The 21,809-nt window shown below is 71.1% G+C and carries 19 protein-coding genes; 16 read left to right on the forward strand and 3 right to left on the reverse strand.

Annotated features, from left to right (window positions below; all coding sequences use genetic code 11):
• Nucleotides 1-12 precede the first annotated feature (12 nt).
• Together PZB75_RS23110 and PZB75_RS23115 are read right to left on the reverse strand one after the other, a co-directional pair.
• Nucleotides 13-1,995 (reverse strand): ABC transporter ATP-binding protein, encoded by a 1,983-nt coding sequence (locus PZB75_RS23110; protein ID WP_275537208.1) that lies wholly within the window; start codon nt 1,993-1,995, stop codon nt 13-15.
• On the reverse strand, nt 1,992-3,902 hold the full coding sequence (locus tag PZB75_RS23115) for an ABC transporter ATP-binding protein (RefSeq protein WP_275537209.1): 1,911 nt from the start codon (nt 3,900-3,902) through the stop codon (nt 1,992-1,994). The genes PZB75_RS23110 and PZB75_RS23115 overlap by 4 nt, the downstream gene beginning before the upstream one ends.
• Before the next feature lie 215 nt (nt 3,903-4,117).
• On the opposite strand from PZB75_RS23115, the gene PZB75_RS23120 reads away from it, so the two are divergent.
• From PZB75_RS23120 to PZB75_RS32080, 10 genes are all read left to right on the forward strand, one after another.
• A complete protein-coding gene (locus tag PZB75_RS23120) occupies nt 4,118-5,020 on the forward strand; it encodes an ABC transporter ATP-binding protein (protein WP_275537210.1) in 903 nt (300 codons plus the stop codon).
• Nucleotide 5,021: 1 nt separating this feature from the next.
• On the forward strand, nt 5,022-5,834 hold the full coding sequence (locus tag PZB75_RS23125; RefSeq protein WP_275537211.1) for an ABC transporter permease: 813 nt from the start codon (nt 5,022-5,024) through the stop codon (nt 5,832-5,834).
• 209 nt (nt 5,835-6,043) lie between these two features.
• Nucleotides 6,044-7,300, forward strand: coding sequence for a sensor histidine kinase (locus PZB75_RS23130; RefSeq protein WP_275538833.1), 1,257 nt, complete (start codon nt 6,044-6,046; stop codon nt 7,298-7,300).
• Complete coding sequence (locus PZB75_RS23135) at nt 7,293-7,943, forward strand: response regulator transcription factor (RefSeq protein WP_275537212.1); 651 nt, start codon at nt 7,293-7,295, stop codon at nt 7,941-7,943. Before PZB75_RS23130 ends, PZB75_RS23135 begins: the two co-directional genes overlap by 8 nt.
• A 319-nt stretch (nt 7,944-8,262) precedes the next feature.
• Entirely contained in the window at nt 8,263-9,510 is a 1,248-nt protein-coding gene (locus tag PZB75_RS23140) for an Ig-like domain-containing protein (RefSeq protein WP_275537213.1), read from the forward strand.
• A 136-nt stretch (nt 9,511-9,646) separates the two neighbouring features.
• The gene (locus tag PZB75_RS23145; protein WP_275537214.1) at nt 9,647-10,414 is read left to right on the forward strand and encodes an enoyl-CoA hydratase-related protein; all 768 of its coding nucleotides are present in this window, start codon (nt 9,647-9,649) and stop codon (nt 10,412-10,414) included.
• 251 nt (nt 10,415-10,665) lie between these two features.
• On the forward strand, nt 10,666-11,181 hold the full coding sequence (locus tag PZB75_RS23150; RefSeq protein ID WP_275537215.1) for an ATP-binding protein: 516 nt from the start codon (nt 10,666-10,668) through the stop codon (nt 11,179-11,181).
• 673 nt (nt 11,182-11,854) lie between these two features.
• Complete coding sequence (locus PZB75_RS23155) at nt 11,855-12,670, forward strand: polysaccharide deacetylase family protein (RefSeq protein ID WP_275537216.1); 816 nt, start codon at nt 11,855-11,857, stop codon at nt 12,668-12,670.
• Entirely contained in the window at nt 12,670-13,863 is a 1,194-nt protein-coding gene (locus PZB75_RS23160; protein WP_275537217.1) for a YncE family protein, read from the forward strand. Before PZB75_RS23155 ends, PZB75_RS23160 begins: the two co-directional genes overlap by 1 nt.
• A gap of 836 nt (nt 13,864-14,699) precedes the next feature.
• A complete protein-coding gene (locus tag PZB75_RS32080) occupies nt 14,700-14,990 on the forward strand; it encodes a CopD family protein (protein ID WP_343286258.1) in 291 nt (96 codons plus the stop codon).
• A 235-nt stretch (nt 14,991-15,225) separates the two neighbouring features.
• On the opposite strand, the gene puuE is transcribed toward PZB75_RS32080, so the two are convergent.
• Nucleotides 15,226-16,233 (reverse strand): allantoinase PuuE, encoded by a 1,008-nt coding sequence (gene puuE / locus PZB75_RS23170; protein ID WP_275537218.1) that lies wholly within the window; start codon nt 16,231-16,233, stop codon nt 15,226-15,228.
• 211 nt (nt 16,234-16,444) lie between these two features.
• Here puuE and PZB75_RS23175 point away from each other — a divergent pair, with 211 nt between their 5' ends.
• From PZB75_RS23175 to PZB75_RS23200, 6 genes are all read left to right on the forward strand, one after another.
• On the forward strand, nt 16,445-17,233 hold the full coding sequence (locus PZB75_RS23175) for an FCD domain-containing protein (RefSeq protein ID WP_275537219.1): 789 nt from the start codon (nt 16,445-16,447) through the stop codon (nt 17,231-17,233).
• A 78-nt stretch (nt 17,234-17,311) separates the two neighbouring features.
• Nucleotides 17,312-18,511, forward strand: coding sequence for a sialidase family protein (locus PZB75_RS23180; RefSeq protein ID WP_275537220.1), 1,200 nt, complete (start codon nt 17,312-17,314; stop codon nt 18,509-18,511).
• Between the two features lie 86 nt (nt 18,512-18,597).
• The gene (locus PZB75_RS23185; RefSeq protein WP_275537221.1) at nt 18,598-19,230 is read left to right on the forward strand and encodes a hypothetical protein; all 633 of its coding nucleotides are present in this window, start codon (nt 18,598-18,600) and stop codon (nt 19,228-19,230) included.
• 30 nt (nt 19,231-19,260) lie between these two features.
• The gene (locus PZB75_RS23190; RefSeq protein ID WP_275537222.1) at nt 19,261-20,058 is read left to right on the forward strand and encodes an energy-coupling factor transporter transmembrane component T; all 798 of its coding nucleotides are present in this window, start codon (nt 19,261-19,263) and stop codon (nt 20,056-20,058) included.
• Between the two features lie 2 nt (nt 20,059-20,060).
• Entirely contained in the window at nt 20,061-20,927 is an 867-nt protein-coding gene (locus tag PZB75_RS23195) for an ABC transporter ATP-binding protein (RefSeq protein WP_275537223.1), read from the forward strand.
• Nucleotides 20,924-21,808: an energy-coupling factor ABC transporter ATP-binding protein gene (locus PZB75_RS23200; protein ID WP_275537224.1), complete on the forward strand. Its 885-nt coding sequence runs from the start codon at nt 20,924-20,926 to the stop codon at nt 21,806-21,808. The genes PZB75_RS23195 and PZB75_RS23200 overlap by 4 nt, the downstream gene beginning before the upstream one ends.
• Nucleotide 21,809 lies beyond the last annotated feature (1 nt).

A 21,809-nucleotide genomic window follows, 5' to 3' on the forward strand; every position in this document is an offset into this window, starting at 1 on the left:
CTGTCCCGTCCCTCAGGCCAGACTCTCCCGCCAGGCACGGTGGAGCCCGGCGAACCGCCCCGTACCGCCGATGAGTTGGGACGGCGCGCCGTCCTCCACGATCCGGCCGTGCTCCATCACCAGCACCCGGTCCGCGATCTCGACCGTCGACAGGCGGTGTGCGATCACGACGGCGGTGCGGCCGTGCAGCACCGTGTCCATGGCCCGCTGCACCGCCCGTTCGCCCGGGATGTCGAGGGAGCTGGTGGCCTCGTCGAGGATCAGCACCGCCGGGTCGGCGAGCAGCGCGCGGGCGAAGGCCACCAACTGGCGCTGACCGGCCGAGATACGGCCGCCCCGCTTGCGTACGTCCGTGTCGTAGCCGTCCGGCAGCCCGCTGATGAAGTCGTGCGCGCCGATCGCCTCGGCGGCCCGCACGATCTCCTCGCGGGTGGCGTCCGGTCGGCCGATCGCGATGTTCTCGGCGACCGTCCCGGAGAACAGGAACGCCTCCTGCGTCACCATCACGACCCCCCGCCGGAGCTCCGTCAGGGCCAGCTCGCGCAGATCGGTGCCGTCCAGCAGCACCCGTCCGTCCGTCGGGTCGTAGAAGCGGGCGAGGAGCTTGGCGAGCGTCGACTTCCCGGCGCCCGTCGAGCCGACGACGGCCACCGTCTGCCCCGCCGGCAGCGTCAGATCGAAGCGGGGCAGCACCTCACCGCCCGTACGGTAGGCGAACCGCACCCCCTCGAAGACCACCTCGCGGCCCGGCCGTCCGCCCCTGACGGCGGGCAGTTCGCGCGGCGCGGACGTCTCCGGGACCGTGGGGACCTGGGCCAGCAGGCCCGCGATCTTCTCCAGGGACGCCGCCGCGGACTGGTACGAGTTGAGGAACATCCCGAGGCGGTCGATCGGGTCGTACAGCCGCCGCAGATAGAGCACGGCCGCGGCGAGCACCCCGAGCGCCAGGGTCCCGGACGCCACCCGGTACGCCCCCCACAGCACGATCGCGGCGACAGCGGTGTTGGCGACGAAACGGGAGCCGACGACGTACCGCGCCATCTCCAGCGACGCGTCGCCGTTCGTCCGCTCATGACGGGCGTTGAACGTGTGGAAGTCCCTGTCGTTGACGCTCTCGCGGCGGAAGGCACGCACCGGCCGGATGCCGTTCATCGTCTCCGCGAACTTCACGATGACCCGGGCGATGGCCGTGGACCTGGCCGCGAAGGCCACTCCGGCGCGGCGCTGGTAGAGCCGTACCAGCAGGTACAGCGGTACGAAGGAGAACACCGCGACCCCGCCGAGCCCCGGGTCGAGCCAGAGCAGCATCAGCGAGATGGAGACGAAGGAGAGCACCACCACGATCAGCTCCTGGAGCCCCTCGCTGAGCAGTTCCCGCAGCGACTCCACGTCCGTCGTCGAACGCGAGATCAGCCGGCCCGAGGTGTAGCGCTCGTGGAAGTCCACACTCAGCGCCTGGGAGTGGCGGAAGATCCGGCCGCGCAGATCGAGCAGCACGTCCTGGTTGATCCGGGCGGAGGCCCTGACGAAGGCGTACTGGAGGGCGCCTCCGACGAGCGAACACAGCCCGTACCCGACGCCGACGGCGACCAGCGGACCGTAGTCCCGCTCCCGGAACGCCGGTACGCCCCGGTCGATGGCGTACGCGACGAGCAGCGGGCCCGCCTGGATCGCGGCCTGCTGGAGCAGCAGGCAGAGCACGGCGAGCACGACCCTGGCCCGGAGCGGGGCGAGCAGCGACGCGAGGAGTGCGCGGGTCGCGCCGGGCGGGGAGGGGAGGGCGTCCCGGTCGAACGGGTCGCCCCGGTCACCGGGGTCCGGCGACCCGGCGGGCCCGTCCGCACGGGTGCCCGGGGCCACGGCGAAGGGTCCGACGGCGGTGTCGGTGGCGGTGTCGGTGGTGGCTGTACCGGAGCCGGTGCCGGTACGGGGATCGACGGGGGCGTCGTCCTCCGGTTCCGAGGTGTGACCCGTCCCGGTCGTGGCACTGGTCATCGGGTGCGGCCCTCCTCGGCCTCGGCGGGGACGCCGCCGTCGACGGGTGTCCCGGACCCGGACGGGGCCGGGGGAGCGGGCGGAGCCGGGGCTGCCGGGGGAGCCGGGGCCGCCGGGGGGAACGCTCCGTCGGGGGTGCTTTCCGCGCCCGACATCAGCCACGCGTACTCGGCGTTCGCGCGCAGCAGTTCCTGATGGGTGCCGACCGCGCTGATCCGGCCGTCCGACAGCAGCGCGACCCGGTCCGCGAGCATCACCGTGGACGGGCGGTGGGCCACCACGACGGCCGTCGTCTCCTCCAGCACCCGCCGCAGCGCGGCCTCCACCAGGGCCTCGGTGTGCACGTCGAGGGCGGAGAGCGGATCGTCGAGCACCAGGAAGCGGGGACGTCCGACGACCGCGCGGGCGAGCGCGAGACGCTGGCGCTGACCGCCCGAAAGGCTGAGGCCCTGTTCGCCGACCTGGGTGTCGACGCCCTGCGGCAGGCCGTACACGAAGTCTGCCTGGGCGACCGCGAGTGCCCGTCGCAGCTCGTCCGCCCCGGCGGACCGGGCCCCCATCAGCACGTTCTCGCCGACACTCGCGGAGAAGAGCGTCGGTTCCTCGAACGCCACCGACACCAGCTCGCGCAGCCGCTCCCGCTCCATCCGGGATATGTCCTCGCCGTCCAGCGTGATCCGTCCGGCGGTGATCTCGTGCAGTCGGGGCACCAGCGTGGTGAGCGTCGTCTTCCCCGACCCGGTGGCTCCGACCAGCGCCAGCGTCTCGCCCGGTTCGATCCGCAGGTCGATCCCGGCCAGCAGGGGCACGGAGTCCGGCTCCGCGTCGGGATAGCGGAACACCACCCCTTCGAACACCATCGCACCGCGCTCCGCCGGGTCCGGCGGAGCGGTCCGCGCGACGGCCGTCTCCGGCTCCTCCGGCGCGTCCATCACCTCGAAGAACCGCTCGGTCGCCGTCGCCGACTCCTGACTGACCGCCAGCAGGAAGCCGATCGACTCGACCGGCCAGCGCAACGCCAGCGCGGTCGAGAGGAACGCGACCAGCGTGCCCGCCGAGAGTCCGCCGTCCGCGACCTGGACCGTGCCGAGCACCAGGGCCGCGCCGATGGCCAGCTCCGGGATCGTCGTGATGAAGCCCCAGATGCCGGCGAGCAGCCTGGCCTTGACCAGCTCCGTGCCCCGCAGCCGCCGCGAGAGCTCCCGGAAGGCGAGCGCCTGGCTGCGGTGCCGGCCGAAGCCCTTGATCACACGGATGCCGAGCACGCTCTCCTCGACCACCGTCGTCAGATCGCCGACCTGGTCCTGGGCCCGCCGCGCCACCAGGGCGTACTTCGTCTCGAACACCGAGCAGAGGATCATCAGCGGAATGATCGGGACGAGGAGCACCAGCCCCAACGTCCACTCCTGGGACAGCAGAATGACGAACCCCACCAGGATCGTCACCCCGTTGACCAGCAGGAAGGTCAGCGGAAACGCCAGGAACAGACGCAGCAGCATCAGATCCGTCGTCCCGCGCGAGAGCAACTGCCCCGAGGGCCAGCGGTCGTGGAAGGCGATCGGCAGCCGTTGCAGATGACGGAAGAGATCGGCCCGCATCGACGCCTCGACCCCCGCCAGCGGCCGGGCCACCAGCCATCGGCGGTATCCGAACAGCACCGCCTCCAGGATGCCCAGGAGCAGCAGGTACAACGCGCCGAGCCAGACACCGCCGGGGTCCCGGTCCGCGACCGGACCGTCCACGATCCACTTCAGCACGAGCGGAATGACCAGGCCGACGCAGGACGCGACGACGGCGACGAGTGCCGCACCGGCGAGCCGGCCGCGCACCGGCCGTACGTAGGGCCACAGACGCAGCAAGGAGCGCACGGCGGACCGGTCCGTGTGCTCTGCATGTTCTTGGGACATCAGCAGTGAGCCTACGGTTCGTCACTGACATCGCTCATGTTGTTTTCGCGGCGCGCCCCGCCCCGGCCCGCCCGTCACCGCCGTGCCCGCCGCCCCGCCCCGCCACGCCGTCGCCCGCCCGTCCGGGTCGTACCCCGGCATCAGCCGATCGGCCGATGCCGTTGCGAGCGTGACGGCCGATACCGCGCCGGACCGCCCGCCGGAATCCTTGGCTCATGCCAATCATCGAAGTGAACGGCCTGCGGAAGGCGTACGCCGGGCGACCGGCGGTCGACGGGGTCTCCTTCGCCGTCGACGAGGGGGAGATCTTCGGCGTCCTCGGCCCCAACGGCGCGGGCAAGACCACCACCGTCGAATGCGTCATGGGGCTGCGGGTCCCCGACACCGGCACCGTCCGGGTCGCCGGTCTGGACCCCGTCGCCGACCACGACCGGGTGACCCGGCTGCTGGGCGCCCAGCTCCAGACGAGCGAACTCCAGGCCAAGCTCACCGTGGCCGAGGCGCTCCGGCTGTACAGCGCGTTCCATCCGCGCCCCGCCGACTGGCGGCGGCTGGCCGAACGGCTGGGGCTGGGGGCCGCCCTCGGGACCCGGTTCGGCCGGCTGTCCGGTGGACAGAAACAGCGTCTGTCCATCGCCCTCGCACTGATCGGGAATCCACGGGTCGTGGTCCTCGACGAACTGACCACCGGCCTCGACCCCCGGGCCCGGCGCGACACCTGGCAGCTCATCGAGGAGATCAGGCGCGGCGGGGTGACCGTCCTCCTGGTCACCCACTTCATGGAGGAGGCCCGGCGGCTCTGCGACCGGGTCGCCGTGATCGACCAGGGGCGGGTCGTCGCCATGGACACCCCGTCCGGCCTGATCGGGAAGGCGGGCAGTTCCACCGTCATCTCCTTCACGCCCTCGCACCCGCTGGAGGACACCGAGCTGGCGGAGCTGCCGGGCGCCGTCTCCACCGAACGGAAACAGGGCCGGATCACCATCAACGGCACCGACGAGACGGTCAACGCGGTGATCTCCCTGCTGGCCCGGCACCGCGTCACGGCCCACCAGCTACGGGTGTCCGAAGCCTCCCTGGACGACGCCTTCCTCGACCTCACAGAACAGGCGGCCTGAGATGCCCGCATCGAGCACGACGGTCCCGACCCCCACCCCCGCCCCCACCGCCACGTCCACGTCCACGTCCGCCGGGAGCCCGGCCGTCGCGGTCCTCAGGTGCGAGGCCCGGCTCTTCCTCCGCGAGGGCGGCAGTCAGTTCTGGATTCTGGTCTTCCCGACGGTCCTGATGACGATCCTCGGCCTCGTCCCGTCCTTCCGGCACGCCGACGACGGACTCGGCGGACGCCGCGTCATCGACCTGTACGTCCCGGTCGCCGTGCTCCTCGCCATGATCATGGCCGGTCTCCAGGCCATGCCGCCGGTCCTCACCGGCTACCGCGAGCGCGGCATCCTGCGCCGGATGTCGACCACTCCGGTACGGCCCGCCGCCCTGCTCACCGCGCAGATCGTCCTCCACGGCGCGGCGGCCCTCTGCTCGACGGCGCTGGTGACGGCCGTCGGCCGTCTGGCCTTCGGCGTACGCCTTCCCGGGCAGCCGTTCGGATACGCGCTGGCCCTGCTGCTCGCGACCGGGAGCGTGCTCGCGCTGGGCGCCACGCTGTGCGCGCTCTCCCGCACCACCAAGGGGGCCACCGCCGTCGGCACCGTGGCCTACCTCGTGACGATGTTCACGGCGGGCGTCTGGGCACCGGTCCAGACGATGCCGGACCCGCTGCGGCAGATCGTCCAGCTCACCCCGTTCGGCGCCGCTTCCCAGGCGTTGTCCCGGGCGGCGTCGGGTGACTGGCCGGGATGGGCGTGTCTGGGGGTGATGGCCCTGTGGACGGCGCTGCTGACGGTGCTTGCGGCCCGCACGTTCCGCTGGGAGTGAGTGAGGCCGGGGGCGAGAGCGGGCCGGGAGGGGGCAGGACCGGAGGGACGGACGAGGGGGCGTGCCGGAAGGAGACACTGGGCCCCATGGGAACAGCGCGTACGGCACCGGAGGGACGGACGGTGCCCACCGGGGAGACCCCGAGGACGGCCGGCGACCGCGCAGCGGCCGGGGCACGCGGGACGGGACCGCCCGTGACCGTGCCCGCCGTGGCGGAGCGCCCCACCGTCGAACAGGCCTGGGACCGGTTCCACCGCTACGGCCCCTACGGCCTGCTCGCCGTCTCCGTCGTCCTCGCCGCGCTGACCGCCGACGCCCTGATGTCCCGTACCGACGTGTACGTCGTCGGGGTGCTGGTCCTGGCGGCACTCGCCCTGCAACTGTGGTGGGGAAGGGCCCAGTCGGGCCTGTCCCCTCCGTGGCCCCTCAGCGGGGTCTACTACGCCGCGCAGTACGCGCTCGCCTTCGTGCTCACCTGGTGCAACCCGTTCTTCTCCGTCTACGCGATCCTCGGCTACTTCGGCGCCGGCCGTCTGCTCCCGTACCGCCTCGCCCGCGTCGGGATGCTCTGCACCGCCGTCACCATGGCGGGCGCGCAGTGCGGCAGCGGCCTGCCGCCGACCACCGCCATGAACTGGGTCGCGTTCGGCGCGCTCTATCTGCTGCACGCCTCGCTCGCCGTCCTCTTCGCCCGCCTGGAGCGCCGCGAGGCCGAGAAGGCCCGGACCCAGGTCGAGACCATCGGTGAGCTGGAGCGGACCAACGCCCGGCTCGAACAGGCCCTGGCCGAGAACGCCGGACTGCACGCCCAACTCCTCGTGCAGGCGCGGGAGGCGGGCGTCGCGGACGAACGGCGCAGGCTCGCCGCCGAGATCCACGACACCATCGCGCAGGGACTGACCGGGATCATCGCCCAGCTCCAGGTGGTCACCTCCACCTCCGAATCCCGGCCGGAGACCGCCCGGGACCATCTCGCCAGCGCCCTGGCCCTGGCCCGGCACAGTCTCGGCGAGGCGCGTCGTTCGGTCCACAACCTGGTGCCCGCCGCGCTGGCCGAGGACGATCTGCCCGAGGCGCTGGAGAAGACCGTCGCCCGCTGGACCGAACGGTTCGGGACGCGCGTCCGGTTCACCGTGACCGGCACCGCCGAACCGCTGCACGACGAGGTCGGCGCCACCCTGCTCCGCATCGCGGAGGAGGCACTGGCCAACGCGGGCCGCCACTCCGGAGCTTCCCGGATCGGGGTGACGCTCTCGTACATGGGCGACGAGGTCACCCTGGACGTACGGGACGACGGCCGCGGCTTCGACCCGCTCGCCCTGCCGCCCTACCGGGGCACCGACGGCTTCGGCCTCGGCGGGATGCGGTCCCGCGCCGAACGCATCGCGGGGACCGTCACGGTGGAGTCCGAACCCGGCCACGGCACGGCCGTCTGCGCTCGCGTACCGTTGGTCCACCATGGCTGACCGGACACCCCGCACCATCACGCTCATCGTCGTCGACGACCATCCCGTGGTACGGGACGGACTGCGCGGCATGTTCGAGTCGGCGGCCGGCTTCGAGGTACTGGGCGAGGCGGACAACGGCCTCGACGCGGTCGACCTCGTCGGCGGGCTCGACCCCGACGTCGTCCTCATGGACCTGCGGATGCCGGGCGGCGGCGGGGTCGCGGCGATCGCCGAACTGACCCGCCGGGGCGCCCGCGCCCAGGTCCTCGTCCTCACCACGTACGACACCGACTCCGACACCCTGCCCGCCATCGAGGCGGGCGCGACCGGCTATCTGCTCAAGGACGCCCCGCGCGAGGAACTGTTCACGGCCGTCCGCGCCGCCGCCGACGGCCGCACGGTGCTCTCGCCCGCCGTCGCCACCCGGCTCGTCTCCCGGGTGCGTGCCCCGGGTGCCACCCGCAACGAACCGCTGTCGGCCCGTGAGCGCGAGGTGCTGGCGCTGGTGGCCAGGGGCACCTCGAACCGCGCGATCGCCGCCGAACTCTTCATCAGCGAGGCCACGGTGAAGACCCACCTCACCCACATCTTCGCCAAGCTGGGCGTCAAGGACCGCGCGTCCGCCGTCGCCACCGGGTACGACCGGGGCATCCTCGGCTGATCCCGGGCCCCTGCTCCGCCCCTACCGCCCGGCGGCGTACCTCCCGCCTCGCTCCGGACAACGGACCCGGCGGCCGGAACCCGAGCCGGCAGGCGTGCCGGGCGGGCTCGGCGATCCGCTGGGAGGAGCGGGCCCGGCGTCCCGCGCCACCGGAAGAAGTCCCTGGACACGTTGGGACAGAACGGTGACATTCGCAGGAACTTATCCCCGTTCCCGGTGTGATTATCTTGCGCCGAGCGTGCATTGCGGCGCGCGGGGGTAGGAGCCTTCGGGCTCCCGGGCCATGGCGATGCCAGGCCGGGTGAGGGGAGACACCACAGTGAACGGGCAGCCGATTTCGGGGGCATCGGTCGGGGCGCACGGCGGACGGCGAGGCCGCAGGGCCGCCGGACTGTCGGCCCTGGTGCTGAGCGCACTGCTGCTGGCGACGGGGTGCGGGGGCGGCGCCTCCGGGAGCGGCGGCGACGGCAAGGGCGGCGGTACGAAGGTCGAGGACACCGCCGCGTCGCGCGCGGTCGTCACCATCACGCCCAAGGACGGCGCCGACTCCGTCGCCACCAGCGGGGCGCTGAAGATCTCGGCGGAGCAGGGCAAGCTGACCACGGTCAAGGTCGCCGACCCCAAGGGGCAGGAGGTCGAGGGCGCCATCGCGGCGGACGGCGCGAGCTGGGCCCCGGAGCGGCACCTGGCGGCAGCGACCAAGTACACCGTCCACGTGATCGCGAAGGACACCGACGGCCGTCAGTCGGCCAAGGACACCACCTTCACGACGCTGGTCCCGAAGAACACCTTCGTCGGGCAGTACACCCCCGAGGACGGCTCGACGGTCGGCGTCGGCATGCCGGTCTCGATCCACTTCACCCGGGGCATCACCGACCCGGACGCCGTCGAGAAGGCCATCAAGGTGACGGCCGTGCCGGCCGTGCCGATCGAGGGTCACTGGTTCGGCAACGACCGCCTCGACTTCCGCCCGCAGAACTACTGGGCCGCGGGCACCAAGGTCACCGTCCGGATCGGTCTCGACGGGGTCGAGGGGCGCCCCGGTGTGTACGGCAAGCAGACGAGGACGGTGAACTTCACCGTCGGCCGCAGTCAGGTGAGCACGGTCGACGCGGCGTCGCACCGGATGAAGGTGGTCAGGGACGGCAAGGAGATCAAGGACATCGCGATCTCCGCGGGCGCCCCGGCGACCACCACCTACAACGGTCAGATGGTCATCAGCGAGAAGCTGAAGGTGACCCGGATGAACGGTGACACCGTGGGCTTCGGCGGCGAGTACGACATCAAGGACGTGCCGCACGCCATGCGGCTGTCCACGTCGGGCACCTTCATCCACGGCAACTACTGGGGCGGCTCCGGGGTCTTCGGTTCCGCCAACACCAGCCACGGCTGTGTGGGGCTGCGGGACGTGCGCGGCGCCGGGGACGGCAGCACCCCGGCGGCCTGGTTCTTCGACAACTCGCTGATCGGTGACGTGGTGGTCGTGAAGAACTCCAAGGACAAGGTGATCCAGCCGGACAACGGTCTCAACGGCTGGAACATGCCCTGGTCGGAGTGGACCAGGTAGTCCCTTCCCCACCGGCCCGCCCGTACCTCTCCAGCGGTACGGCGGACGGTCGGACGCGGTACGTACCCGGGCGGGCCCGGTGCTGTGACCAACGGCACCGGGCCCGCCCGGGTTAGCGCCGGTTAACCTGCCTGCCATGACCGTAACCCTCGAAGCAAGCGGCGGCGTCGGCACGATCCGGCTGGACCGACCGCCGATGAACGCGCTGGACATCGCGACCCAGGACCGGCTGCGCGAACTCGCCGAAGAGGCGTCCCGCCGCGACGACATCCGTGCCGTGGTGATCCACGGCGGCGAGAAGGTGTTCGCGGCCGGCGCCGACATCAAGGAGATGGAGGCGATGGACCATCCAGCGATGATCGTGCGCTCCAAGGCGCTCCAGGAATCGTTCACCGCCGTGGCCCGGATTCCCAAACCGGTCGTCGCGGCCATCACCGGATACGCCCTGGGCGGTGGCTGTGAGCTGGCGCTGTGCGCCGACTTCAGGATCGCCGCCGACAACGCCAAGCTCGGGCAGCCGGAGATCTTGCTCGGCCTGATCCCGGGCGCGGGCGGCACCCAGCGGCTGGCCCGTCTGATCGGCCCGTCCAAGGCCAAGGACCTGATCTTCACCGGCCGTCATGTGCGGGCCGAGGAGGCCCTGGCGATCGGCCTGGTGGACCGGGTGGTGCCCGCCGCCGAGGTGTACGAGCAGGCGCACTCCTGGGCCGGCCGGCTGGCCAAGGGCCCGGCACTCGCACTGCGGGCGGCGAAGGAGTCCGTCGACGCGGGCCTGGAGACCGACATCGACACCGGTCTGGCGATCGAACGCACGTGGTTCGCAGGTCTGTTCGCCACCGAGGACCGCGAGCGCGGGATGCGCAGCTTCGTGGAGGAGGGACCGGGCAAGGCCAAATTCCTCTGACCGAACGAGAGTTGGGTACAGCCGGACAGGGATTCATCCGTGTGGGCGGATTCGCCGGGCCTTGGGAAAGATGCCAGGCTCGGCGTTCTCCGACCAGGGGAAAAGTCGCCCCAGGACCACAACTGCCCAGCTCAGAGCTTGTGTTGACGGATTTTTTCTGCCCATGGCATATGCCGAACGACCGCCCCCGGGAGTGTCGCTCCGGGGCGCGGATTCCTCAGGAACGGCCCCGGAGGCCGAACCGTGCGGCCATGATGGTGCGTATGGCGGGCCTGGAGGGTGTGGAACAGCCGCGGCAGCGCGGTGGTGCGGCGGCGGCGCGCTGGATGCCGGCCGCCGAGGACGAACAGGCGTTCAAGGCGCTGGAGTTGTTCGGAAGCCCGGCCGAGGAGGAGATCCGGTTGCCCTCGCGGCCGGAGTCCGCGGCCACCGCCCGCAGGCTCACCGCCGGAGTGGTACTGCACCAGTGGGCGCTCTCCGCGCAGACCGCCGAGTACGCCGTACTGCTCGTCTCGGAGCTCGTCGGCAACGCGGTCCGGCACACCGGCGCCCGGGTCTTCGGGCTGCGGATGGTGCGCCGCCGAGGCTGGATCAGGGTCGAGGTGCGCGATCCCTCACGCGGGCTGCCGTGTCTGATGCCCGTGCAGGAGATGGACGTCAGCGGCCGGGGGCTTTTCCTCGTCGACAAGCTCTCCGACCGGTGGGGCGTGGATCTGCTGCCGCGCGGCAAGGTCACCTGGTTCGAGATGCGGATCTCCGACCGCTGAAGGGACCCGCGGAGGGCTGTGGTCGGGGAGCCTGGCCGACCCGGGCCCTCGGTCCGGGCCCTCGACTTGGCCCCTTGGCCCCGGCCCCGGGGGTGGGCCATAGGCGGCCGTACGTGCGTAAGACGCACCGAAGCCCCCGGTCCGCCGTGGTGGGGCGCTGCGGGGGCTGCGGTGGGGGCCGTGGCGTGGGGGTGTGTCCACGGCCGCTCGTGACGACCTGGCCCGGGTCAATGGTGGTCGTGGCTCCGACTATGGCAGATGGGCGGCTGTGGTGCCAAAGGCCCATACCTGCGCGAAAGTGTCAATACCGTGACATCGGCAGGATGAATCGTAGGTGTGATGGGTCACTCGCCTGGTAATTGACGCATGGCGGCGGGCTTCACGCCGGGATTTACCGATCACCGCAAGAGCGGACGGACTCATTCCGTGCGTTCATCGCGCAAGCCGGTCCTTCCGACCGGTCTCGCGGGCCGGTCCCGTAAGCCGGTCCCGTAGGTCAATCCGGTGGGCAGGTCCCGCAAGCCGGTCCCGCGGACGGGTGCCGTCGCGGCCCGCGAAAGGCCCTGAAACGGCCTAATCGTCATTTGATCGTCATTAACGCCCCTACGGTGGTTCACCGGGGCCCGCTCCTCGCCCCGGCCCCTCGGACCCGACCCCGGGAAGGTGCACGGCCATGAACGGTCGCGAGTCACCCGTACCCCGCCGCGACACGCTGCGGGCAGCCGCGGGGGCGGCCCTCGCGGCAGCCTTCGCCTCGGGCTGTACGGAACACGGCGGCACCCCCCACGCCCGGCCGCCCACCCCCTCGGCCGGCGGCCCCGCGCGTACCCCCACCCCCGCCCGGCCCGCCGCACCGGCCCACGCGGCCGCCCCGCACCGCTTCCCCGGCCGGCCCGCGCAGATCGTCCACGGCCCCCGCGACCGCGCCCGGGTGGCCCTCACCTTCCACGGCCAGGGCGACCCCTCGATCGCCAGATCCGTCCTCGCCGAAGCCGAACGCGCCGGGGCGAGGGTCACCGTCCTCGCCGTCGGTGACTGGCTCGACGAACACCCCGAGATGGCCCGCCGGGTCCTCGACGGCGGCCACGACCTCGGCAACCACACCCAGCACCACCTCGACATCTCCTCGATGGGCGAGGCGCGGGCGTACGCCGAGATCACCGGCTGCGCCGACCGGTTGCGCCGCCTCACCGGCTCCATCGGCACCTGGTTCCGGCCCTCACGGACCCAGCACGCCACCCCCCTCGTCCAGCGGCTCGCCCAGCGCGCCGGATACCCCCACGTCCTCTCGTACGACGTGGACTCCCTCGACTTCACCTCGCCCGGTGCCACGGCCGTCACCCGCAAGGTCGCCGGGGAGATCCGCAACGGATCGGTGGTCAGCCTGCACTTCGGCTACGCGGACACGGTCGCGGCCCTGCCGCTCCTCCTCACCGAAATCGACCGCCGCGGGCTGCGCGCGGTGACCACGACGGAGTTGTTGACCTGATGCCCCACCTCCTCGGGCGCACCCGGTGCGCCACGCGCACCCCGGCCCTGCTCGGGGCCGTACTCCTCGTCGCTCTCGCCGGCTGCGGCTCGTCGGACGGACACGGCAGTCCGGCCGCCGCCCCGCCACCGACCCCGTCCCGGGTCGGCCCGGCGGCCCCGCCCGGACTGCCGGGGATGCCGCCGGTGCTCGATCCGCGTGACGTCTACGCCGCCGACCGCGCGGGCCGGCTGTCACCGGTCGTCCGGAAGTTCCCGCCGCGCGTCTACGTACCCAACACCGCCTCCGACACGGTGACGGTGATCGATCCCAGGACGTACAAGGTCATCGAGACGATCCCGGTCGGCCGGCAACCCCAGCACGTCGTCCCCTCGTGGGACCTGAGGACGCTCTGGGTCAACAACGACCTGGGCGACAGCCTCACCGCCATCGACCCCGCCACCGGGAAACCCGGCCGCACGGTCAAGGTCTCCGACCCGTACAACCTCTACTTCACACCCAACGGGAAGTACGCCGTCGTCATGGCGTCGATGGACCGCCAACTCGTCTTCCGCGACCCGCGGACCATGAAACGCGTCAAGACGGTCCCGGTCACCTGCGCGGGGGTCAACCACGCAGACTTCTCGGCGGACGGGCGGTACTTCATCGTCTCCTGCGAGTTCTCCGGGGAACTCCTCAAGGTCGACACCGAGCGGATGAAGGTCGTCGGCACGCAGAAGCTGCCGGTGCGCGGCGCGATGCCGCAGGACGTCAAGCTCTCACCGGACGGCAGGACCTTCTACATCGCGGACATGGCGGCCAACGGGATGTGGGTGCTGGACGCCGGGAAGTTCACCACCCCGAAGCTGATGCCCACCGGCAAGGGCTGCCACGGGCTGTACGTCAGCCGCGACTCCCGCGAGATGTACATCTCCAACCGGGGCGAGGGCAGCGTCTCCGTCTTCGACTTCGCCCGGAACGAGCTGACGAGGAAATGGCAGCTGCCGAACGGCGGCAGCCCCGACATGGGCGGCGTCTCGGCCGACGGCAAGGTGCTCTGGCTGTCGGGGCGTTACGACTCCGAGGTGTACGCGATCGACACGAGCGACGGCAGACAGCTCGCCAGGATTCCGGTCGGCAAGGGCCCGCACGGACTCGCCGTCTATCCGCAGCCGGGCCGCTACTCGCTGGGCCACACCGGAGTCTTCCGCTGACCCGTGCCCCGCGCCGCCGTGGGCGGGCGGTCGACTCCCGTGCCGCCCGCAGGCCGTGCGACGGGCCCGCTCATCCCTGGGCGACGGGGTCCGGGCTTCCCGGCTCGTCGACCGTCCGCGCGACGCGGTGACCACCACCGTCGCGGCGACCGGAGGAGCCCCGCGCCATCGCCGCCCCCGGTGGGCCGCCGCGCCCCGGTCCTCAAGGCGTGCGCCGGCCTCGTGGACTGCGCCCTGACGGTCCTGACCCTTCTCGTCGCCTGGTCCGGCGCCGGCCTCGCCGGGCGCGGCACGGGCGAACTCCGGATACCGGGCGCGGGCCCGGCGACCGTACTGCGCGCGACGCTGTTCGCGACCCTCGCCCTCCACATCGGCCGGCTCGCCGTGGCCGGGCTCGCCCGCACCGTCCCGGACCGGCCGCGGCGTCTGCCGCGCGAACGGATGGTGGGGACCTCGCTCACCGGAGCGGTGGCGTCGGCAGGACGGATCGCACGGCTCGCCGAGGTCAGCGATCTCTCCCTCACCGGCACCTACGGCACCAGGGAGGGCGGGCTGCTCCTCCTCATGGCCAACGGTTTCGTGTTCGCCGCGGGCTGCGTGGGCCGGACGCCCCGGCTGGTCCGCCGTGCCGCTCGCCCTGGTCGTCGGCGCCGAGGCGCTGCGGGCCCACCCGGAGGCGTACACCCCGGAGATCGGGGCCGTGCTGACCGTCGTCCATCTGACGGCCGCCTCGCTGTGGGCCGACGGGCTGTTCCACGTGCTCCGCGCCATGCGGCTGTGGCGCGGACACCCCGGGGGCCGCCCGCGCGCTGCTCGGCCGCTACGCCAGGCTCGCCGTGTGGCTGTACGTGGCGCTCGCGGTGACCGGGACGTTCAGCACCCTGCGGCGGCTGCCCCTCGACACGGTGTTCACCTCGACGTACGGGCGGACCCTGCTGGTCAAGTTCGCGTTGCCGGCCGTGGTGAACGCGCTCGCGCTGACCGCCAGACTGCGGCTGACACGGGACGGGGACCCCGCCACCGCGCACCGCCCGGCCCGTCGGGAGCGGACGGTGCTGGTGGCGGTCGTGCTGGTGTCGGCGATCCTGACCGTCGTACCTGATCCGCACTGCATCAGTACGCGCTGACGCGAAGCCCCGGCAACGGCCCGCGGTCGGGACCACTCAGCGGCCCGGACGGTCGGGGGCGGATGACTCCGGCGCCCGGCACGGTCGGGGGTCGGCGGCTCCGCCGCGACCCGGCACTCGGCACCGGTCCGTTCGCGCTCTCGAACGGCGTGGAGGAGGCCGGCCGTGCGATCCGGTGCCCCCGGGCCCCGCGTCAAGGAATTCGTCGGCCTTCCCCGTCACCGGGAACCCGGCCTCAGGACCGGCGGGCACCCGTCGCCACGGCATGAGGCTGATCCGGCACCGGACCGTCCTCCGCCAGCGGGTCGACCGATCGCGGCAGCCACCGCGAGGCGGGGTGGACCGTGCGCCAGTGACGGGCGATGTCCACGCGCCGGGTGACCCAGACATCGGGGTGACCGGCCACGAGATCCAGGAACCGGCGCAGATCCGCTGCGCGACCGGGTCGTCCGCTGACGCGCAGATGCAGCCCGACACTCATCATGCGCGGGCGTTCCGCGCCTTCCTCCAGGAGGAGTTCAAGAGCTTGTGTGAGGTAGGCGGAGAACGACTCGGACTGGAAGCCGTAGGTGTTGACGTACCGGCCGTCGTTGTTGTCGAGGGTGTAGGGGATCACGAGCTGCGCGACGCCGTCGACGTCGCTCCAGTACGGCAGGTCGTCGCTGAAGGAGTCCGAGTCGTAGAGGAAACCCCCGTGCTCGACCACGAGACGGCGGGTGTTGGGGCTGTTGCGACCCGTGTACCAACCGAGCGGCGCCTCGCCGCACACCTCGGTGTGGAGCCGTACGGCCCGCTCGATGTGCTCGCGCTCGACCTCCGGCTCCAGTTCCGCGTAGTTGATCCACCGAAGGGAGTGCGAGGCGATCTCCCAATCGGATTCCTGGGCGGCGGCTATCAGATCGGGGTTGCGGCGGAGCGACTCGGAGATACCGAAGACCGTCACCGGCAGTCCGCGCTCGTCGAACAGCCTGCGGAGCCGCCAGAAGCCGGCGCGGGTGCCGTACTCGTACTGGGACTCGACGTTGAGGTTGCGGCGACCCCGCAGAGCGGTGGTCGGCTCCTCCGTGAGGAACGCCTCCGACGCCGCGTCGCCGTGCAGGATGTTGTTCTCGCCGCCCTCCTCAAGATTGAGGACGAACTGCACGGCTACCTTCGCACCACCGGGCCACTGCGCGTGGGGAAGCTGTCTGCCGTAGCCGGCGAGGTCGCGGGGGTAGTCGCTGGGTGAGGAGACGGGAATCATCGGACGTCCTTGTCTTGGTCACAAAGCGGTACGCCGGCACAGGATCAGGCGCGATATCCTGAGACCGGCAGGCGTCGGTCAGTTTTGACAAACCTTGGTCGCTGAAGAGTGCCGAGTCAAGTGCGTCACCTCGGCGGCCTGTCCCTCGCCATCGGCGAGGCGGAACCGGTCGGCGGACGGGCCGACCGGCGGGATGAGCGAGAGGACGGCCATGAACGACCGCGAAGGAGCCATGCTCGCGCTCCTGCAGCTGATGTCGGTGTCGAGCGGACCGCTGGGGACCCGCAACGCCCAGCGTGAGCTGGCGAGACGGGGCAGGGAGCTCAGCGAGTCCTCCGTGTCGCGCCTGCTGCGGGAGATGGACGCCCGGGGATGGACCACGCCCGTGGGCACCAAGGGGCGGAAGCTGGCGGGGGAGGGGCGGCGCCGTGCGGCCGAGGCGGTCCTGGCCCAGAGCGCCTCGGGCTCGTTGCAGCACGCGGTGCGCGACACCAAGGACCTGCTCGACCTGCTCAGGGCGCGTCTCGCCGTCGAGAGCGCGGTCGCGGGCGATGCCGCCCGAGCGCCCGAGGAGGATCGGTTGCTGCGGTTGCAGGACCTGTGCGACCAGCATGTCCGGGTCGTCGGCAGCGCTCCGATGATCGAACAGCCGGGGCTTCTGTTCCACCGAGGTATTGTCGATATGTCGTCAAATAGGATACTCAAAGTGGCTGCCGAGATGATGCTCGCACCGCACTTGGACCGTGTCGAGGCGGTGCTTGACACGGTCCTCGCCACCCGCCGGGACGAGGAGAAGGTCGTCGCCGAGCACCAGGCGGTCCTCGACCGGATCCGGCAGCGGGACCCCGTCGGCGCCGAGGAGGCCATGCGGGCCCACTTCGAGGCGATGATCGAGGCCGCGGAGACGTCGATCGTCGGGGGCAACGAGGTGCTCGTCCAGCGGCTGCTGGACTGGATTCCCGACAGCCGCCAACTCGTGAGCAGCGTTCGTCAGTATTGACAGACGCCAATCACTGCTCAACACTGTCGTGCACCGTCGCACGCACCGACGGCAGCACCGTCAACGACAGGAGCAGGCATGCCCCGGACAGGCGCCACGTCCCCCGCTCGAATCCATTCGCGTCCCACCGACGCCCGGTACCAGGACGAACACCGCAAGTGGCAGGGCATCCCGTCGGTCGAGCGCACCCATGGCGGGCGGCTGTACGTCAACTGGTACTCGGGGATGGAGACGGAGACCGGGGGGAACTTCGTCGTCGTCACGAGCAGCGACGATGACGGCACCACCTGGACCGGCCCCAGGTTCGTCATCGAACACGACGACCCCGAGGTGCGCGTGTACGACCCCTGCCTCTGGCGGGACCCCACCGACAGGCTCTGGCTGACGTGGAACCAGAGCCGCGACTTCTTCGACGGCAGGACGGGCGTCTGGGTCGCCACGAGCGACAATCCCGACGACGACGAGCCGGTCTGGACCGAGCCGCGTCGGATCGCCAACGGCATCATGATGAACAAGCCCACCGTGCTCTCCGACGGCACGTGGCTGTTTCCCGCGGCCATCTGGGCCTGCCACACGCCTGCCGAGGACCACCCGCTGGAGGCGGAACGGTTCTCCAACGTGTACGTCTCCACCGACGAGGGGGAGACGATCTCCTACCTCGGCGGGGCCGATGTACCGAACCGCAGCTTCGACGAGCACATGATCGTCGAGAAGCGCGACGGCGGGCTGTGGATGCTCGTCCGACGCTTCGACGGCGTGGGCGAGAGCTTCTCGCGGGACGGAGGCAGAACGTGGTCGCCCGGCCGGCTCAGCCACATTGACGGCCCCTGCTCCCGCTTCCACGTCCGGCGACTGCCGTCGGGCCGCCTGCTCATGATCAATCACGCGGAGTTCGGTGATCGGCGGTCCCGCGAGGAGATCGAGCGGCAGGGCAACGTCAAGGAGTGGAAGGGCCGCACCAACCTCACGGCCTTCGTCAGCGACGACGACGGTGCGACGTGGCCGCACCGGCTCCTCCTCGACGACCGGGACGACGTCTCCTACCCCGACGCCGCCATCGGGCCCGACGGCCGGATCTTCGTCGTCTACGACCACGACCGCTTCGGCGACCGGGGCATCTACCTCGCCCGGTTCACCGAGGACGACGTCCTGACCGGCCGGGCGGACAGCGCAGGCTCCGCCACACGTGTCCTCGTCAACCGCGCCCTCGCCCTGCCCGAACCCACCGGCGACACCACGCCGGTCCGAACCGGACCGGCTCCCGCCGCAACCAGATGACCGGCGTCCACGGCGATCACGCCGACCACCCCGCAGGACGCGCACCTCGGCGTCCGCGCCCGCACGCACCAGCAGAGGAAAGATCCATGGCAACGGCAACGACGATGTCGTCACAGCGGTGGACGACGCTCCCCAACTGGAAATTCCGGATACTTCCCCGGGACACCCGCACGATCATCACGTGCGTGTTCCTCGGGCTCACCATGGCGGTGATCCTCCAGATCACCGAGCGCCTCGACCTGGCCCTCACCGGCGGCAGCATCCCGATCGTCTCGGCGATCGTCGTCTGCGCGATCTGGGTGCCCTCCGCGGCGTTCTACGGTCTGACCGGGGCGTTGATCACCGCCTGGATCAATCCGATCATCTCCAACCTCACGGCCTCGCAGCCGATGGCGCCGTTCTTGTTCCTCACCAACGCGGCGCACACGGTCCCCGTGGCGCTGCTGGTATGGCTCATGAAGTCCCGTGACAAGGGCCTGAGGCTGTGGCAGCTCGTCCTCATCGGGCAGATCGGCGGCCTGTTCGACGCGTTGATGTTCGGCGTGGGCAACCGCGTCATCCTCCACCTGCCCTGGGGCTTCATCACGGGCCAGGTCCTCGTCGTCCAGCCGTGCTACCTGGTGGGTTCCTTCATCACCTACGGGATCATGCGCCGGCTGGTCAACACCGGACTCGTCCAGAAGGAACGCGACCTCAAGGCGGCCGCCGATGCGATCTGACCGGTCCACGCGAACCAAGGGGCTTCCGCGATGAGTGGAACGATGCTCTACCAGCCAGGAAAAACGTTTCTGCATCGAGCCGACGCGCGTGCGAAGATCGCCGCCATCATCGTCGTCCTCGTCGTCGCGCTGACGACGACGCGCATCGACGTCCTCGTCGCGCTGACCGCCGTCGTGGTGCTCGGCCTCGCCGTACTCGCACGGATCACACCGGCCTCGTACGCCAAGGCCCTCCTCCTCATCATCCCGCTCGTCCTGCTTCTCACTCTCCTGCAATCCCTGGTCCAGGGCGGGCCGGCGATCGCGTCGCTCGGCGGGGTCTCCTTCTCCAGGGCGGGTGTCCTGCTCGGGCTGGGCATCGGGATGCGCCTCTTCGCCATGGGGATCTGCTTCTACGGGTTCTCGGTGACCACCAGCCCGTCGGACATCGCGCTCGCGCTCAACAAGGTCGGGGTGCCCTACAAGTTCGCCTATCTGACGAGCTTCGCGTTCCGGTTCCTGCCCCTGCTCCAGGACGAGGCGAAGACCTTGCTCACGGCCATGGCGGTCCGCGGATCGGCCGAGAGCAGTTCGCGCCATCCGCTCCGCCGCGGCCGGGCGATCGTCCGGATGCTGTTCCCCATGCTCGCCGGCTCGATGAAACGCAGCAGCGAGATCGCCCTCTCGATGGAGCTGCGCGGCTACAGCCTGCCGGGCCCGCGAACCTTCTACCGGGTGGTCGCGTTCCGGACGAGCGACGCCCTCCTCCTCGCCGGCGTGATCCTCCTCGCCGCCGCGCTTCTGGGCATGCAGTGGTATCTGCCCGCACCATTCACCGAAGGGGCATGAGCATGACCGCACCAGCGCTGTCCGTGTCCGGCCTGACCGTCCGTTACGAGGGCGCCGACCGGCGCGCGCTCGACGAAGTCGGCTTCGACGTCGCGCCCGGGGAGGTCCTGGGCATCCTCGGTCCGACCGGTGCCGGAAAATCCACCCTCCTGCAGTGCCTGTCCGGTGTCATCCCCCGGCACGAGGACAGCGCCGCCCTGCGGGGCGACATCGCGATCTTCGGGCGCCCGTTGTCGGACTTCACCAGCCTCTCCGAGATCACCGAGACCGTTGGCCTCGTCATGCAGGACCCGGAGGTCCAGCTCGTCAACACCGTGGTGAGGGAAGAGCTCGTCTGGGGCATGGAGAACCGAGGCATCCCGGTACCGGAGATCGAGCGGCGCCTGCGACGCGCAGCCACCCTCTTCGACATCGGCGGCCTTCTCGACAGGTTCACGCACGCCCTCTCGGGCGGGGAGAAGCAGCGCGTCGTCGTCGCCTCGATCTTCTGCCTCAGCCCGCGGATCATGCTCCTCGACGAACCGACGTCCGAACTCGACCCCGCCGGCACCGAAGGCGTCATGGACGCGATCCGCGTACTCGCGGACGAGGGCGTCACCGTCATCGTCGTCGAGCACAAGATCGAGGAGCTCGCCGTCCACGCCGATCGTCTCATCGCCATGCGGCAGGGCCGTATCGAGGCGGTCGGCACTCCGCGCGAGGTGCTCGTGGGCCCCGCGGCACCGGACCGGCCCCAGGTGCTCGACGTGGCTCTGCGGCTGAGGGAGCAGGGGTACTGGGACGCCCAGCTCCCGCTGTCCGTCCCGGCGGCGGTGGCCACCTGGCAGTCGATGACGAACGACCCGCACAGCGACAGGAACCTCTCATGAGCCGATCGGACGCAGTCATCGAGATCGTCGATGTCGAGCACACCTACGGTGGGGCGACGAAGGCCCTGGCCGGAGTGAGCATGACGATCGGCCGCGGCGAATTCGTCGCGATCATCGGCAAGAACGGCTCCGGCAAGACGACCCTCGCCAAGCACTTCAACGGTCTGCTCCGGCCGACCGGCCCCTCCGGCGCGGTCCGCCTGCGCACGAAGGACGGCCGGACCATCGACACCCGCGGCTCACGGCTGCACCACCTCGCCTCGACCGTCGGGTACGTCTTCCAGAATCCGGACCGTCAGATCTTCCACGACACCTGCCGGGAGGAACTGGAGTACGGCCCGCGCAACCTCGGGGCCGAGCCCGGGACGCTCGCCGAGCGCGTGTCCGAGACACTGGAACTGGTCGGGCTGGAGGGACGGGAGGAAGCCAACCCCATCCACCTCTCCCGAGGCGAGCGCCAGCGCCTCGCCATCGCCTCGACCCTCGTCATGGGATGCGACGTCGTGGTCGTCGACGAACCCACGACCGGTCAGGACCGGGCCGAGTCCCGCAAGATCCTCGACTCGCTCGCGCACCACCACGCCCGCGGCCGGACGGTCGTCATCATCTCCCACGACATGGCACTGGTCGCCGAGTACGCCACCCGTGTCATCGCCATGCGAGAGGGCCGGGTCCTGACCGACGGCACACCGGCAGAGGTCTTCTCGCAGCGCGAGGTGCTCCAGGAGACCAACATCAGGCCCCCGCAGGCCGCGGTGCTCGCTGCCGAGATCGGCCTGACCGGCGTCCTGACTGTGAACGACGCGGTGCGCGAGATGCGCGAAGTCCTGGCGCCGGCGGACCGGCCCGCGCCCCTGCCCGACGAGAGCAAGGTCCACTGAA

It is taken from the genome of Streptomyces sp. AM 4-1-1, from assembly GCF_029167625.1.
Taxonomy (GTDB): domain Bacteria; phylum Actinomycetota; class Actinomycetes; order Streptomycetales; family Streptomycetaceae; genus Streptomyces.